Raw genomic sequence first — 16,036 nt, forward strand, 5'->3', positions numbered from 1 at the left:
TTTGTAGTGTAGTGACCACAAAATAAGGTGATTTTTTTTCGCCAACCAAGGGAAGTGTTTTGCCCCAGGGGCAAAACACTTCCCTTGGTTATTTTAAATGCTGTTGCATTTATTAGTTGAATCTAAGTATATAATGAATTCAGAAAAAGAAAAATGGGTTTTGCTTTTGGTCCTTACACTCATTTGGGGGTCCTCATTTATCCTGATCAAAAAATCATTGATCTATTTCAATCCCTATCAAGTAGGTGCATTAAGGGTTTTGATCGCTTCCGTATTGTTGATGCCCTATGCCATTTTAAACATAAAAAATCTACCTAAAAAACAGTTTAAATGGATTGTTCTTTCGGCTCTGATAGGCAACTTCTTTCCCATGTTTCTCTTTCCCCTTGCCGAAACCCAGATTAGCAGCAGCATTGCAGGAATCATCAACTCTCTAATGCCGATTTTTATCATTGTTCTCACTTTAATTTTTTGGAGAAAAGAAACCACACAACGACAAGTGACTGGGGTGAGCATTAGTTTTGCCGGTGCCGTTCTTTTAACCTTAGGAAGTGGAGAGTTGGGCGAAATAAAATGGCTTCCGATTGGGTTGTTGTTGTTTGCCACTTTGCTTTATGCCATCAATTCGATTACTGTAAAAAAGAAATTAGCACACCTGGAGCCCAAAGCATTATCGGCATTTGTGTTTGGTTTTGCTTTGTTTTTTCCATCGTTGATTGCGCTTGTATTTTCAGGTTTTTTCCAAGAATTCCAATGGAATCAGCAGATGGTGTACGGTTTGGGCTTTGTGTCCATGTTGGCCGTTTTAGGAACCGGATTGGCCATGATGCTCAACTATCGTTTGCTTCATATTTCTAATGCCATTTTTGCCTCTACAGTTACTTTGCTAATGCCAATAGTTGCTGTAGTTTGGGGAGTTTTGGATGGAGAGAGCCTTACACTGCTCCAATCCATAGGAGCTTTGATTATTTTGGCAGGTTTGGTATTTTTAAGATCAAAATCCAATACTCAAAAAAGATAAAAACCGAGAACATAAAATTCTCGGTTCAAAATCAAATTGATATACAAAGTTTGGATATCCTGTTTAGGATCCACAAAGGTGGATTTTTATGAAAGCAGTTTCTTTACCATTTCGGAAATGGCTTTTCCATCGGACTTTCCGGCGAGCGTTTTGGAAGCTTGTCCCATCACTTTCCCCATGTCTTTCATGCTTTCTGCTTGCACATCGGCAATGATTTGCTCAATGGCCAATTTCAGTTCATCTTCTGAAAGCTGAGCCGGTAAAAACTGTTCAATGACTTTCATTTGAGCCAGTTCTACTTCAGCCAAATCGTTTCGATTTTGTGCAGAAAATTGTTCGTACGAGTCTTTTCTTTGCTTGATCATTCTCTGTACAATGGCTATTTCTTGTTCGGGAGATACTTCGACGCCTCTGGCTTCAGTTTTCAACAATAAAATTTGAGATTTAACCGCTCTTAAAGCATCAAGAGCCGTTCTGTCTTTTTCTCTCATCGCCGTTTTTATGGCATCGCTGATGGTATTTTCTAAACTCATCTTAATCTACATCTTTATTTAAAAAACGATTTTCTCTCACTTGGATTTTTCCTCTTTCGTCCTCGGACATAAAAGAATTAACTTGCTGTTCGGAAGGAGTTATACCTTCTATCACAATATTTTTTCTCTTGAATGCAGGAACGGTTTCGAAATGATTTTCGTTTTCTGAGGACTGATATCTCGAATTGAATTCTTTCAGTTTATTTCTTCTTTCTTGAATTTTTTGATCCTGTTTTGCCGTTTTGTCGATGAATGTAAATTCTCCATAAGTTTGAACTTCTGGTGCTTTTTCTTCGATTTTTGGTTCTTCTTGCACTTCAGCCGCTGCCGTTGGGATCGCCTCAGAGGGACGGGTTTCTACAACAACGCTTTCTTCAGTTCTCAATTTAAATTCAGGGGCGGTTTCAAATTTTGGTTCTGTAGATTCAAAATTAAATTCGACCTTGTTGTCCTCTCTTGTTCTGAAAGCAGGGATATCATCTATTGAAGAATTGGTTTGGCTCTCCGTTTCGAAGCTGAAAGATTCTTTTTCCCAAGGGTCATTTTGGAAATCACCATAAGAAAAGAGATCAACTTCTTTGTCCGACTGATCAAAAGAGTCAAAACTACGATCTGCAGAATCCAATACGATTTCGTCGAGATGAACCTGTTCTACCGCCAATTGTTGTTCGCTAGCCGAATTGTAAAAAGAAGGTGTTGGACTGTTGCTTGGGCTGTCGTCTTCCAATCTAAATACATTTTTTGTATTCGTCGTGTCTGATGAACCTGCATTGTCGAATCTCTCCTCTCTTGATTTGAACGGAGACTCTCTTCTTTCCGTCGCATCGTTCAAGGTATATTTTATTTTTTCTGTTGGTCCGGCAACAATTTTATCGTCTTTGGAAAATCCGGTTGCAATAACCAATACAGAAATGGCATCGCCCAATTCTTCGTCAGATCCCACCCCAAAGATGATGTCGGCGGTATTTCCTGCCTCTCTCTGGATGTGGTCGTTGATGATACCGATTTCGTCCATGGTAGCCTCTTCGTTTCCGCTACGGATAAGGAGAAGTACATTTTTGGCACCGGTAATCTTGTTGTCGTTCAACAGTGGAGAGTCTAGCGCTTTTCTCACCGCTTCTTCAGCTTTGTTTTCGCCGGTTGCCGTACCGGTTGACATCAATGCCGTACCGGAATTTTGAAGAACCGATTTGGCATCTCTAAAGTCAATATTAACATCGAAATAACCGGTGATTACCTCGGCCATACCTTTTGCAGCGTTGGTCAACACTTCATCGGCCTTGGAGAAACCTTGTTTGAATCCCAAGTTACCGAATTGTTGTCTCAGTTTATCGTTGTTGATGACGATTAGGGAATCGACAGAATTTCTTAGTTTTTCCAAACCGTTTTCGGCTTGATCCAATCTTCTTTTTCCTTCAAAACTAAACGGAATGGTTACGATACCCACGGTAAGGATGCCCATTTCTTTTGCAATTTTTGCAATTACTGGAGCTGCTCCTGTTCCGGTACCACCACCCATTCCAGCGGTAATGAAGACCATTTTGGTATTTTGTCCCAAAACGGATTTTATTTCTTCCATACTTTCTATGGCCGCTTTTTCTCCGATATCCGGATCGGCACCGGCGCCTAGTCCTTCGGTAATGGAAATACCGAGCTGTACTTTGTTGCTTACAGGGTTGTTGTCTAGAGTTTGTGCATCGGTGTTACAGATTACGAAATCGACTCCGTAGATTCCTTTTTCGTACATGTGTTTCAGGGCGTTGTTACCACCACCGCCTACGCCGATCACTTTTATTATGGATGAATTTCCTTTGTTCATGTCAAAAGTAAATCCTGTAGTATTTCCGTCCATAAGGTTATATATTTTTTTGTTTTACAATTTATAAAATTTCCTTTAATCTTCAACTTCTTCGAAGAATTTTTTCACTTTTGCTAGAATGATTTCACCAATTGTTGGCTTTTTTACCTTTTCTTCTGGTTTTGGCAGAACATCGGTTTCTTCAATTTTTACAATTTCTGGGATTTCATTTGTAACAACGGTTTCAGGAATTGTTTGATTTGCTTGTGCCACATCTTCTGAAGGAGTTGGAGTCTTAGCAATCGATTTTTTTTCTCGAATTTTTAAACTCTCCATTAACAATCCTATTGAAGTGGCAAATTCCGGTCCTTTTAGGCTTTGGTTTTTGTCGTTGGCAATGTACTCGTTTGCAAATCCCAATCGGCTATCGAAACCGGTGATGTAGTTGGCAAACTGACGAATGTGTTTCAGATTGGAGCCGCCTCCGGTTAATACAATCCCGGCGATTAATTTTTTCTTCTGTTCATACGCACCGTATGCTTTCAGTTCGGTATTTACCAATTCCAAAATTTCTTCTACTCGGGCATTGATGATTTGTGCTAAAGTTTTCAGAGAAATTTCTTTGTCCGGTCTGCTGTGCAATCCGGGGATGGTCACAAAAGTGCTGTCTTTTTCCATTTCTGGAAGTGCAGATCCAAAATTGACTTTTAATTTTTCAGCATGATCCACAATGATGGAACATCCTTCCTTAATGTCTTCTGTGATGATGCCTCCACCGTAAGGAATAACACATGTGTGACGGATGATGTTGTCCTTGAAGATGGCAATGTCCGTAGTCCCTCCACCGATGTCCACAATGGCGACTCCGGCTTCTTTTTCTTCTTTGGTCAAGACCGATTCCGAAGATGCCAAAGGTTCTAAAGTTAGAGATTCCATGAACAAACCAGCTTCTTCAACACAGCGAACAATGTTTTTGATGCTTGCCATCTGACCGACCACCACATGGAATTTGGCTTCCAGTCGAGCTCCATGCATACCGATTGGATCGTGGATTTCGCCTTGAGAGTCAACCTTATACTCTTGTGGTAGTACATGGATAATCTCTTCTCCGGGAAGCATAACCAATTTTTTTACTTGTTCTTTCAGCTCGTCGATGTCTTCTTCCGTAATGTAAGTATCGGGTTTCTTACGCATGATATAATCCGAATGTTGCAACGATCGGATGTGCTTGCCGGCGATACCAACGGTAACATTTTTAATTGGCAGTCCAGAACTTTTTTCGGCTTTTTCTATAGCGCTTTTGATGGAAGAAATGGTTTGCGAAACATTGTTCACAATACCCTTGTTTACGCCAAGACTTCTTGCTTTTCCTGCTCCCAAGACTTCAATATTACCCTGAGAATTTCTTTTACCGACAATGGCCACAATCTTGGTGGTGCCAATGTCTAATCCTACTGAATACTCTTGATTTCCCATTTTTATATAACAATTTGATTTTATTAAACGAATTCTTTTTTTCTAGTGTTTTTAGATGTTTGTTTTTTTCTCTTCTTTTTTTTCCTTAACCACAGCGGGTTTTATGATATTTTTGTTGTTTTTATCCATTTGGATTTTGTCGAATTCTTTTTTACTGATTTGCAGTATGCTGTCGTTTTCTTCCAATCTTGGGTTGAGTGTGGTAACGATTTGGTTGCCGTACTTTACCGAAATTTTTGTGTATTTTGTTGGATCTTGATAGATCAGTATTTTTTCGGCAAATGTTTTAAACCCTTTCACTTTGAAATCAATGTTTTCTAAGTCCCCAATTTCTACTTTAAAATGACCTTCGCTGGTGAGCAAATTATAATTCTGACCTACTTTGGATATTCCGATAAAATATTTTTTACAAAAAGGATCTTCATCTATCTTATGGATCAGCTCGCTTAGTGCCGGATAATCTACAGGATCTACATCGCCATCGACCAACATGCACGGATGGGTGTAGTTGAAAGTGGTTGGAAACTCTCTTCCTTTTTTATCCACATAGATTTCCTTGTCTCCACGATGCAAACGAAATACAGGAACTTTTTGTTTGATATCGATGTTCAGTTTTCCGTTGAGTCCCAAATAAACATTTGCACTGTCCACCGCAGCCAAAGAATTTAGTTTTTTCTCAAGATTTGGGATGTCAATATCTTTCAGTTTCTGTGTAGGGTTGTATTTTTTTACAATTCTTTTGATGTCTTTTTCGTCCAAAAAGTAAACAGGACTTTGCTTTAGGTTAACAGCGATATTGTCCATGGGTTTTTGGGCAAATCGTTTCAACGAAAAGCTTAACAGAAATCCCAACACGATTACTGTAACCAAAATTTTCAATATCCGCCATTTATTTTTCATGCTGTTTCCACTAATTTTTTTCTAACCACTCAACAAGACCGTCGTACAAAGTGTCTATATTACCAGCACCCACGGTAAGCAGTATGTCGAATTCTTTATTTTTAATCTTTTCAAATGCCTGATCCAATGCGCAAACTTCTTTCTCCTTCAAATTTACTTTCTCCAAAAGCCAAGTCGAAGTGATGCCTTCAAAATCCTGTTGCAATTCTCTTGCGGGGTAAATGTCCAACAACAAAAGCTCATCGGATTGCCCCAAGCTTTTAGCAAAATCATGGGCGAAATCACGGGTTCTACTGAACAAATGCGGTTGAAAAACCACCAATAATTTTTTGTCCGGATAAAAGGTTTTGGTCGATCCGATTACGGCATCCAACTCGGTTGGATGGTGCGCATAGTCGTCGATATAGATTTTTCCATTGTCAAAAATATGTTTGGTAAACCTTCTTTTGATGCCTTTAAAGTTGGCGATGGCTTTTTTCAAATTTTCCATATCGGCTCCCAGTCCCAACATGATGGCCAAGGCAGCAGTCGCATTTTCTACATTATGAATGCCGGGGATGTCCCATGTAAACTCGGCAATATCGTGTCCCGGAGCATGAAAATCAAACGAAGTTCTGCTTCCATCCATCCTGAGATTGTCCGAATAAAAATCGGCCTCTTCGTTCACAGCATAATTTTTACAAGGTCTTCCGAAGTCAATTCCTTTTCGCACAAAAAGTTGGTTGTCATTTTTAACCAAGTCGGCAAAAGCTTTGAACCCCTCTTCAATGTTTTTTTTGTCGCCATAAATATCCAAATGATCGGCATCGGTAGAAGTGATGACCGCCCAATTGGGGTGCAGGTTCAGGAAACTTCTGTCGTATTCATCGGCTTCGACCACAGAATAATCGTTTCCGTTGAAGAGGAAATTGGATTTGAAATTTTCTGAAATCCCGCCCAAGAAGCAGGAAAAAGGAAGGTTGACTTCCTTGCAAAGGTGTGCCAAAAGGGTTGATGTGGTCGTTTTACCGTGTGTTCCGGCAACTGCCAAACAGTTGGTGTTTTCGGTGATCATTCCCAAAACTTTGGCTCTTTTCAAAATTTCGAATTGTTCTTTTTTGAAATGATCCAAAATACTCAGAACTTTAATGGCCGGGGTGTAAATAACCAGTGTGTTTTCGGCCAATAAATTTTGAACTTCAGCATCAACCTTATCTTCAAAAGAGATTTTTATGCCCTCGTTCTCCAAAGCATGCGTCAGTTTGGTAGGTGTTTTGTCGTAGCCCAATACATTTTTTCCGATAGAGTGAAAATATCTGGCCAGGGCCGACATGCCTATGCCGCCAATCCCAACAAAGTAAAAATTTTGATATGCATCTATGGTTTTCATGTACTGTTATTTACGGTTTAATTTTTCTAAAATTTTGTTCACAATGTCTTCAGTTGCCTTTGGTTTGGCGAAAAAATTAATGGCTTCGGACATGGATTTTCTAAGGTTTTCATCGTCGCAAATGGAGGTCAGCGTGTTCCAAAAATCAGCATCCATTTCGGTATCTTTTACCATTTTTGCAGCATTTTTTCCGACCAAGGCTTGTGCATTTTTGGTTTGATGATCTTCTGCCGCAAAAGGGAAAGGCACCAAAACCACAGGTTTTCCGGCAATGGCCAATTCAGAAATGGCAATGGCTCCGGCTCTAGAAACAATGACATCGGCTGCCGAATAGGCTGTTGCCATGTCTTGAATAAATTCTCTCATCATCAATCGTTTGTCCGATAGCGGTAGGTTGTCTTTTTGTAACGATGGATAATCGGTAGATCCGGTTTGCCAGATAAGTTGAATGTCTTTGTTCAGCAATGTTGAACTATTTTTTTTCCAAGCTTGGTTCAGAGTTCTAGATCCTAAAGAACCACCAACGGATAAAACGCTGAGTTTATCCCTGTCCAAACCTAATTTTTCTTTCGCAGTTTGGGTGTCCACCATGTTGTTTAGAATATTCAGACGGATGGGATTGCCCAAAAAGAAAGTGGGAGTTTCTCCAAAAAAATGTTCCATATCCGGATAGGCGGTGAATACGGCTTTTGCTTTTTTAGAAAGAAAGATATTGGTCTTCCCCGGTAATGAGTTTTGCTCCTGAACAAAAATAGGAATGTTTTGTTGTGCAGCCATCATCAGAGCCGGACCACTGGCATATCCACCGGTGCCCACAGCAAAATCGGGTTGAAAGTTTTTAATAATTTTTCTCACTTTCCACAAGCTGGAGATGAGTTTGAACGGCAAATTGAGGTTGGAAAGTAAGTTACCACGGTCAAAACCTGCAATGTTGAGGCCTATAATTTTGAAACCGGCTTGTGGGACTTTTTCCATTTCCATTTTACCCAAAGCACCGACGAATAAAAACTCGGCATCGGGAAATCTCTTTTGGATTTCCTGTGCTATGGCTACTGCCGGGAAAATGTGTCCTCCGGTTCCGCCACCACTCATCAATACTTTTAGTTTTTTATTCATTTTTTAATTATTTATCTTTTATCAAGCAATATCGTTAATCTCGTCCACAGATTGTTTTTTACCGATCCCTTCTTCATCATAAACCTGAATTCTGGAACTTACATTGAGTACCAATCCCAGTTGGATGTATGAAAGTAAAATGGAGGTACCACCATAACTAATAAGCGGTAGAGGCTGTCCTGTTACCGGAATCAGATTGACGGCGACGGCAATATTTACCGCCAATTGTACAAAAATCATAATCCCAATGGAGATGACGAGCAACGAGCCGAAAAACACAGGCATTTTGGTAGCGATAATCACAATTCTAAAAATGATGATCATGTATAGAGCAATCAGTCCAAAAGCTCCTATGAGTCCGTACTCTTCAACCACAATGGCAAAAATAAAATCCGAAGCCGATTGAGGAAGCATCTGCTTCAACGCACTTTTTCCGGGTCCCATTCCGGTGATACCACCGTGGACAATGGCTGCCTTAGCTTGCATCACCTGATAGTTTTTGGCCTTTTCAGCTTCGTCTTCAATGTTGTTTTTGGATTTGGAACTGGTAAAAGTTTCGATCCTACTCATCCAAGTATGCACCCTATTGCTTTTGATCCAATCGGTGGATAAGGCAATGGTAAGAAACAATACAATAGCAAAAGCAGCGACTGAAACAAATCCTAAGATGTATCTCCAGTTGAGCTGACCGATGATGAGGGTGATGATGGAAACCATCAGAATCATGAGTGCCGTGGATCCGTTGTCTTTGGCTACCAACAAGAAAATTCCTAAAATGGGTACGAAAATGTAAAGGATATTTTCCCAAACCAATCTTTTTCTCTGTATTTTTTTGGTTAAATACCTGCAGAGGTAAACGATTAATGCTAAGAATGCAAAAGCCGATGGTTGAAAGGAGAGCGATGTGCCGGGAATGGTAATCCATCGTGAGGCTGAAGCTCCATCGATTTGTTGACCGGAAACCATCGTGAAGCCCAAGAGTATTGCCATAAAACCGAGAATGAAGGCGCTCAGTTTTCCAATAACTTCAAATTTAAAAGCTTGTACGCCTCTCATTAACGCCAACCCACCAATGACAAACAGTATGTGCTTCATGACATGTCCTGAAGTTGTACCGTTGTTGACAATATATTCTAAATTAGAACTTGCCGAATACACCGGGAATACAGAAAATGCAGAAATGAAAATGACGGCCATCCAAAGTACTTTGTCGCCCTTTAATATTTCGTTTTTGTTAATTTTCAATACATTCTCCATTTCCAATATTTTTATTGAATCGTTTTACCTTTTCTTACTTCAGCTTTAAATTGATTGCCTCGATCTTCATAACTTTTGAACAGATCAAAACTTGCACAACAAGGAGAAAGCAATACGGTGTCTCCGTCTTGAGCAAGGTTTCTGCAAACTTCCAAACAGTCTTGAAGATTGTGGGTGTCGTAGATCAGTTCTTTTTTATTTTTGAAATAATCAATGATTTTTTTATTGTCCAAACCAAGACAAACAATGGCTTTCACTTTTTGTCTTACCAACTCTTCGACCTCGCTATAGTCGTTGCCTTTGTCGGTGCCTCCCACAATCCATACGGTTGGGGTTTTCATGCTTTCAAGGGCATAATATGCGGCATTTACATTGGTCGCTTTGCTGTCGTTGATGTATTTTACTCCGTTTATTTCTTCAACAAATTCCAGACGATGTTCCACTGCCTGAAAGGTCATCAATGAATTTCTGATGCTCTCGTTGCTAATGTTCAGGATTTTCCCGGCAATAGATGCGGCTAGGCTATTGGCAACATTGTGACTGCCTACCAAGCTGAGTTCGTCAATTTTCATGGCAAAATCGTCGTGGTATTTTACTTTGATGTTTTCTTCTTCTACAAAGCCACCTTCGTTTAGTTTTTCTCTTAATGAAAAAGGAAGGAGTCTGGCTTTGATGTTTAGTTTACTCAAGAGTTTACGGCTCATTTCATCGTCTCGGTTGTAGATGAAAAAGCTGTCGTTTTCTTGGTTTTCTGCAATTCTGAATTTGGCCAAAGCATATTCTTCATAATTGTAGTTGTACTGATCCAAATGATCCGGACTCAGATTGAGCAGCAACGAGATATACGGTCTGAAGTTTTGGATGTCGTCCAATTGGAAAGAACTCACTTCCAGTACATAGAAATCGTAGTTTTCATCAGCAACTTGTTTGGCGAAACTTTTCCCAATGTTACCTCCCAATCCTACATTAAACCGGTCGTTGACCAAAGTATGATAGATCAGAGAAGTTGTGGTGGTTTTGCCGTTGCTTCCGGTGATGGCAATGATTTTTGCATTGGTAAATTCGGCAGCAAATTCGATTTCAGACGAAATGCGAATGCCTTTTTCCATAATTTTTTGGATCAAAGGTGCTTTTTTCGGAATACCTGGAGATTTGATGACCCAATCGGCATTCAGAATCAATTCTTCTGTATGCTGAAGCTCTTCGTACGGAATTTTGTTATCTTGCAAAAGCTGTTTGTACGGTTCTTTTATGCTGCCTTTGTCCGAAAGAAACACATCCAGTCCTTTCTTTTTAGCCAGATATGCCGCGCCAAAACCACTTTCGCCACCTCCCAATACGACAACTCTTCCTTTTTTATCATCAAGAAAGGTTGGTCTTTTATCCGTATGTTTTACTGTATTTTCCAATTTTTCAGATTATTATATCCGTTAATTTTTATCGTATCTTCAAAGTAATTAGACAAATGATGGCCAACATCACCCCGATGATGATCATCCTGTTCACGATTTTACTTTCGTGAAAACCACTTTTTTGATAGTGATGGTGCAAAGGCGACATTTTGAATAGTCTATTGTTTTGAGCGTACTCTAATCCGTATTTTCTTTTTCTGTATTTGAAAACAACAACCTGAAGAACCACAGACAAATTTTCGATTAAAAATATCCCACAAAGTACTGGGATCAGCAATTCTTTTCTAAGGATGATGGCCAATACAGCAATCACCCCACCCAGCATCAAAGATCCTGTATCGCCCATAAAAACTTGTGCAGGATAAGTGTTGTACCAGAAAAAACCAATGCAAGCACCCACCAATGCAATGGTGAAAATGGTAGCCTCTCCGGTGTTGGGCAAGAACATGATGTTGAGATAATCAGCAAAGATGATGTTGCCCGAAAGGTAGGCCAACAAGGCCAATGTAAACAAAATGACCACCGAGGTTCCTGTTGCCAAGCCGTCGATACCATCCGTAATGTTAGCACCGTTGGAAACGGCCGTTACGATAAAGATAACAATGGGTATGTACACCAACCAAGCCCATTCGTGAGCTTTGTCTTCGTCCATCCAAAAAAGAATTCCGCTATAATCGAATTCGTTATTTTTTGCAAAAGGAACGGTAGAAACGGTAATGTTTTCTGTAGGCATAAAATTGGTTTCCACATGATTTCTATTCACGATTTTGGCATCGGCATATTTTCTTTTTACGGTAATGTCCGGATGAAAGTACATGGTAATGCCCACAATGAGTCCTAAACCAATCTGCCCGATTACTTTGAACTTTCCGCTAAGTCCGTCCTTGTTTTTCTTTATTTTTTTTAGATAATCATCAACAAAACCAATGGCACCCATCCATACGACAGATACAATGAGCAATACGATGTACACATTGGTAATTCGGGTAAATAATAAAACAGGTATTAGCGTTGCAATGATGATGATGACCCCCCCCATGGTTGGAGTGCCTTCTTTTTGTTTTTGCCCTTCCAATCCCAAGTCACGCACCAATTCTCCCATTTGTTTTGTTCTAAGAAAATCGATTATTTTTTTTCCATAAACCAATGCGATGAATAAAGATAACAATACCGCCATACCCGCTCTGAACGAGATGTACTTCAAAAGGTTCATTCCTGGAATGTGAATGCCTTGTTGGTTGAGATATTCGTATAAATAGTACAGCATAATTTTTTGTTTAAATGGATTGTTGTTGGTTTTCTTTTTTAGTTAATTCTTTATTTTTGAGTCAACTTTTTTACTTACCCATCAATTGTAACAATTGCTCTATGGTCTCCTTATCGTCAAAATGGTGTTTTACACCGTTAATTTCTTGATAAGTTTCATGTCCTTTGCCTGCCACCAAGACAATGTCTTTGGGTTCAGCAAATTTTATAGCCATTTTTATGGCTTCTTTTCTGTCCGGTATCGAAGTGTATTTGCTAAAATACTGAGCTTCTACCCCGGCTTCAATTTCTTTGATAATGTCTTCTGGTTTCTCACTTCTCGGGTTGTCCGAAGTGATGATGGCTAAAGTAGATTTTCGGGTTGCAATTTTTCCCATTTCAGGTCTTTTTGCATGATCCCTATCACCGCCACAGCCAAAAACACTTATCAGTCTTTCGTTTTTTGTTCTTATTTCGTTGATGGAGTCCAAAACATTATCCAATGCATCCGGAGTGTGAGCATAATCGATGATAAAAATGATCCCTGATGGTGAAATAAGGGTCTCAAACCTACCGTGAACTCTATGAAGTTGGGAAATAGCCTTCAGGATTTCTTCCGACTGAAAGCCCAATTCATGAGCAATTCCAAATGCCAATAAAAGATTGTACACATTGAATTTTCCTGTTAGTGTTGTCCAAAACTCTTTTCCGTTGAAGTTGAGAAGCATTCCGTTGAAATCGACTTCCAAAATGCGTCCGTGATAATCGGCCAAAGTTTTCAACGCATACGAAACTTTTTTTGCTTTGGAATTTTGCAACATGATGTTGCCGTTTTTGTCATCGATATTGGTGATGGCTATTGTATCTGCAGGCAATTCATCAAAAAATCGCTTCTTGGTTTTTAGATATTCATCAAAAGTTTTATGATAATCCAAATGATCGTGAGTGATGTTGGTAAAACCCGCCACTCTAAAATGCAATCCTTGGGTTCGGTTTTGATGTATGCCGTGAGAAGAAACTTCCATAAAAGCATATTCGCAACCTTGATCTACCGCTTCTGCCAATATTTCGTTGATACGAACAATGTCCGGAGTGGTATGGGTCGAAGGCATGATCCGATCCGCAATTCTATATTCCACTGTAGAAATCAGTGCAGACGAATATCCCAAATGTTGAAAAACATCAAACAACAATGTTGATGAGGTTGTTTTCCCGTTGGTTCCGGTAATGCCGATGAGTTTTAATTTTTCGGATGGATTTCCATAAAAATTTGAAGCCAAATCTCCCAAGGCTTTAGCAGAATCTTTAACTTTAATATAACCGACTCCTTCAACCAATTTATTGGGCAAGTTTTCGCATACAATCAGCCTTGCTCCTTTTTCAATGGAAGGAGTGATGTAATCATGGCCGTCGGAAAAGTTTCCTTTTATGGCGACATAAGCAGCCTTTTCCACAACTTTTCGGCTGTCGAAAACCAGACTTTCAATATCGATATTCAGAGATCCATACGATTCTAATATCGGTAATCTATTGATTAAATCTTTGATCTGCATGTTTTTAGTTTTGTAGTTTAAGATAGATTTTTTGGTCTTTATTGATCACCGTTCCCATACTTGGAAATTGTTCTAAAATTTTTCCGACACCTTTATAATCGACACGGTATCCTAAGTTTTCGAGCTGTGGGATAACATTCTTGCCGATCAAACCCACCACATTGGGCATTTGATTGTTGCTTACGGCAACTTTGGTATTGGGAGCCGTCAATTTATTTAAATCCACTTTTCTATCGGCTAAAATTTCTTTTTCGATATTTTGAGGCGTTTTTAAGAATGTTTTTCCTGCAATTTCCTTGAAAACAGGAGCTGAAACCGATCCTCCATAAAAACCTTTGGCAACATCGGGCTCACTTACCATGACATAGCATGTGTATTTGGGTTTATCCGCCGGGTAGAATCCTGCAAAAGAAGCGCGGTATTTTCTAGGGCCGGGTTTCCAATATTCAAAACGGGCGGTTCCGGTTTTACCAGCCATTTTAAGGTTTGGGGTAAAGATGCTCTTTGCAGTACCTTTTTCCACGGCTTTGGTCAAAGCGCTGGTCATCATCTTAATGGCTTTTTCTGAAGCCATTTTTTTGACCATAACTTCAGGTTTGGCTTCGAAGGTAGTGACTCCGTCTTTCATCACTTTATCGATGAATAGAGGTTTTAGCATGGTTCCTCCGTTTGCTATACCGTTGTAAAATGTGGCCAATTGCAAAAGATTGAAATTGGTTGAATATCCGTAAGAAATGGAAGCTAGAGTTGCTGCATTCCATCGTTTGTGCTCCGGAGTGTAGATGAACGGTTTGGTCACACCGGGCAATTCCAACTGCATTTTGTCAAACATTTTCCATCTTTTTAGATGATCGATGAAGACTTCTGGTTTTTCAGCATAATATTGGGTAATGAGTTTGGCTGTACCCACATTGCTGGACTGAGCCAAGACATCGGAAATCTCGTAAGTTCCGCCGCCATGCCCATCGTTAATTCTCTGTCCTGCATAAACCCAAGAGCCGTTACCGACATTTACCGTTGTGTTTTCATCGATAAAACCATCATCCATTGCTGCCAAAAGCGAAATGGTTTTAAAAGTCGAACCGGGTTCGATGCCGTCTCTTAAAATATAATTGTAAGCATCGGTGTATTTTCCAGGTTCTATTCTTTTCAAATTGACCATGGCTCTAACTTTGCCGGTGTTCACTTCCAAAACCACTACCGATCCGTGTTCGGCATTGTAATGGATGAGTTGTTTTTCTAAAGCCGAACTTGCGATGTCCTGTATTCTAAGATCTAGAGTGGTATAAACATCTTGTCCGTCAATCGGTTCTTGAACTTTCCAATAGTCTATGGGTTTCCAATCGGAAGAGTTGACTCTTTGTTCGTATCGTTTGCCATCGGTACCTGAAAGGTATTTGGAGAACGCTGCTTCCAGACCAGATTTGTATTCGCCTTCATCCATACCAATGGTTCCGGAACCAATTTCTAGGGTGGCCAATTCTCTTTTATGTCTTCTTTCTACGATGAAGCCTCCTTTGTGTTTTCCTTTTTTGAAGATGGGAAATTTTCGAATTCTGTCGTATTGATCAAAATCCAAACCTTTCACCAATCGATAGTATTGGTTTTTTTTGGCTTTTTGTTGATCGAGAATTTGTCGGTAATGACTTCTCGATTTGCCGAACATTTTAGAAAGAGAGTCGGTAAGTGCTCCGATATTGTTGGAGTACACGGTGTCTTTTATGGTTTTGAAATCCAAGAAAACATCATAACGCATCACCGTGGTAGCCAGAATGGTACCGTCGGCAGCATATAAATTTCCTCGTGCAGCTTTCAGTGTGGCTTCACGGTAATTTTTGTTGATGTAATCGTTTTTTATTTCTTCGACATTGGTATTCTGAAGTTGCACAATCCTCGCTAGAAACATAACAAAGGTGATAGCGGCCACCCCTGTAAAGAGATAGCCCCATTTTAGCGTTTTTTTGCGCTTCACTTCATATTCATTCTGCACTGCCATGGATTTCTGTACTGTCTAGTTTTATTAAAAGCTTATGCGGATGCCTTTCTAGTGACATCAGTGAGTCGCTTACCATTTCTTTGCTCAGCTCCGACTCCATTCTTACTTTGATCAGATTGCTCTGCGCATACGCATTTCTGGATTTGTATTCTTCGGTTTTATCTTTTAAATCGTTTACCAATTCTATTTTTTGGCTCACCAAGTGATTGCTGTAAATCATGATGATCATCAGCACAAATAACAACAGATAAAATTTGTAATGAATGGTTACTTCATCACGATTCAGGAAATTTCCTTTGATGATGTCTACAAAGGTTAGTTTCTTCTGTGGTTTATATGTATTCTTTTTAGCCAATATTT

13 protein-coding genes are annotated in these 16,036 nt (G+C 39.7%); 1 reads left to right on the forward strand and 12 read right to left on the reverse strand.

The features are described 5' to 3' along the window. Positions 1–133: 133 nt before the first annotated feature. Positions 134–1,021 (forward strand): DMT family transporter, encoded by an 888-nt coding sequence (locus EIY84_RS06230; protein WP_124641314.1) that lies wholly within the window; start codon positions 134–136, stop codon positions 1,019–1,021. 86 nt (positions 1,022–1,107) lie between these two features. Here EIY84_RS06230 and EIY84_RS06235 read toward each other — a convergent pair whose 3' ends face one another. The 12 genes from EIY84_RS06235 to EIY84_RS06290 all read right to left on the reverse strand — a co-directional run bounded on the left by EIY84_RS06235 (position 1,108) and on the right by EIY84_RS06290 (position 16,031). Next, a complete protein-coding gene (locus EIY84_RS06235; RefSeq protein WP_124641316.1) occupies positions 1,108–1,554 on the reverse strand; it encodes a GatB/YqeY domain-containing protein in 447 nt (148 codons plus the stop codon). A 1-nt stretch (position 1,555) separates the two neighbouring features. Next, positions 1,556–3,406, reverse strand: coding sequence for a cell division protein FtsZ (ftsZ, locus tag EIY84_RS06240; RefSeq protein ID WP_124641318.1), 1,851 nt, complete (start codon positions 3,404–3,406; stop codon positions 1,556–1,558). Between the two features lie 42 nt (positions 3,407–3,448). Further along, a complete protein-coding gene (ftsA, locus tag EIY84_RS06245; RefSeq protein ID WP_124641320.1) occupies positions 3,449–4,828 on the reverse strand; it encodes a cell division protein FtsA in 1,380 nt (459 codons plus the stop codon). Positions 4,829–4,879: 51 nt separating this feature from the next. Continuing rightward, positions 4,880–5,728: a cell division protein FtsQ/DivIB gene (locus EIY84_RS06250; RefSeq protein WP_241154742.1), complete on the reverse strand. Its 849-nt coding sequence runs from the start codon at positions 5,726–5,728 to the stop codon at positions 4,880–4,882. A gap of 10 nt (positions 5,729–5,738) precedes the next feature. Next, positions 5,739–7,097, reverse strand: coding sequence for a UDP-N-acetylmuramate--L-alanine ligase (gene murC / locus EIY84_RS06255; RefSeq protein WP_124641322.1), 1,359 nt, complete (start codon positions 7,095–7,097; stop codon positions 5,739–5,741). A gap of 6 nt (positions 7,098–7,103) precedes the next feature. Next, the gene (gene murG, locus EIY84_RS06260) at positions 7,104–8,213 is read right to left on the reverse strand and encodes an undecaprenyldiphospho-muramoylpentapeptide beta-N-acetylglucosaminyltransferase (protein ID WP_124641324.1); all 1,110 of its coding nucleotides are present in this window, start codon (positions 8,211–8,213) and stop codon (positions 7,104–7,106) included. Between the two features lie 21 nt (positions 8,214–8,234). Continuing rightward, a complete protein-coding gene (locus tag EIY84_RS06265; protein WP_124641326.1) occupies positions 8,235–9,470 on the reverse strand; it encodes an FtsW/RodA/SpoVE family cell cycle protein in 1,236 nt (411 codons plus the stop codon). A gap of 11 nt (positions 9,471–9,481) precedes the next feature. Next, positions 9,482–10,879: a UDP-N-acetylmuramoyl-L-alanine--D-glutamate ligase gene (gene murD / locus EIY84_RS06270; protein ID WP_124641328.1), complete on the reverse strand. Its 1,398-nt coding sequence runs from the start codon at positions 10,877–10,879 to the stop codon at positions 9,482–9,484. 28 nt (positions 10,880–10,907) lie between these two features. After that, a complete protein-coding gene (gene mraY / locus EIY84_RS06275; RefSeq protein WP_124641330.1) occupies positions 10,908–12,149 on the reverse strand; it encodes a phospho-N-acetylmuramoyl-pentapeptide-transferase in 1,242 nt (413 codons plus the stop codon). Positions 12,150–12,219: 70 nt separating this feature from the next. Beyond that, positions 12,220–13,680: a UDP-N-acetylmuramoyl-L-alanyl-D-glutamate--2,6-diaminopimelate ligase gene (locus tag EIY84_RS06280; protein WP_124641332.1), complete on the reverse strand. Its 1,461-nt coding sequence runs from the start codon at positions 13,678–13,680 to the stop codon at positions 12,220–12,222. 4 nt (positions 13,681–13,684) lie between these two features. After that, entirely contained in the window at positions 13,685–15,676 is a 1,992-nt protein-coding gene (locus EIY84_RS06285) for a penicillin-binding transpeptidase domain-containing protein (protein ID WP_124641334.1), read from the reverse strand. After that, entirely contained in the window at positions 15,660–16,031 is a 372-nt protein-coding gene (locus EIY84_RS06290; protein ID WP_124641336.1) for an FtsL-like putative cell division protein, read from the reverse strand. The genes EIY84_RS06285 and EIY84_RS06290 overlap by 17 nt, the downstream gene beginning before the upstream one ends. Positions 16,032–16,036 lie beyond the last annotated feature (5 nt).

The organism is Amniculibacterium aquaticum (assembly GCF_003852705.1).
GTDB classification, from domain to species: Bacteria; Bacteroidota; Bacteroidia; order Flavobacteriales; family Weeksellaceae; genus Amniculibacterium; species Amniculibacterium aquaticum.

Coding starts and splice junctions, on each gene's coding strand:
- EIY84_RS06230 (WP_124641314.1), top strand. CDS start 134: ATGAATTCAGAAAAAGAAAAATGGGTTTTGCTTTTGGTCCTTACACTC.
- EIY84_RS06235 (WP_124641316.1), bottom strand. CDS start 1,554: ATGAGTTTAGAAAATACCATCAGCGATGCCATAAAAACGGCGATGAGA.
- ftsZ (WP_124641318.1), bottom strand. CDS start 3,406: ATGGACGGAAATACTACAGGATTTACTTTTGACATGAACAAAGGAAAT.
- ftsA (WP_124641320.1), bottom strand. CDS start 4,828: ATGGGAAATCAAGAGTATTCAGTAGGATTAGACATTGGCACCACCAAG.
- EIY84_RS06250 (WP_241154742.1), bottom strand. CDS start 5,728: ATGAAAAATAAATGGCGGATATTGAAAATTTTGGTTACAGTAATCGTG.
- murC (WP_124641322.1), bottom strand. CDS start 7,097: ATGAAAACCATAGATGCATATCAAAATTTTTACTTTGTTGGGATTGGC.
- murG (WP_124641324.1), bottom strand. CDS start 8,213: ATGAATAAAAAACTAAAAGTATTGATGAGTGGTGGCGGAACCGGAGGA.
- EIY84_RS06265 (WP_124641326.1), bottom strand. CDS start 9,470: ATGGAGAATGTATTGAAAATTAACAAAAACGAAATATTAAAGGGCGAC.
- mraY (WP_124641330.1), bottom strand. CDS start 12,149: ATGCTGTACTATTTATACGAATATCTCAACCAACAAGGCATTCACATT.
- EIY84_RS06280 (WP_124641332.1), bottom strand. CDS start 13,680: ATGCAGATCAAAGATTTAATCAATAGATTACCGATATTAGAATCGTAT.
- EIY84_RS06285 (WP_124641334.1), bottom strand. CDS start 15,676: ATGGCAGTGCAGAATGAATATGAAGTGAAGCGCAAAAAAACGCTAAAA.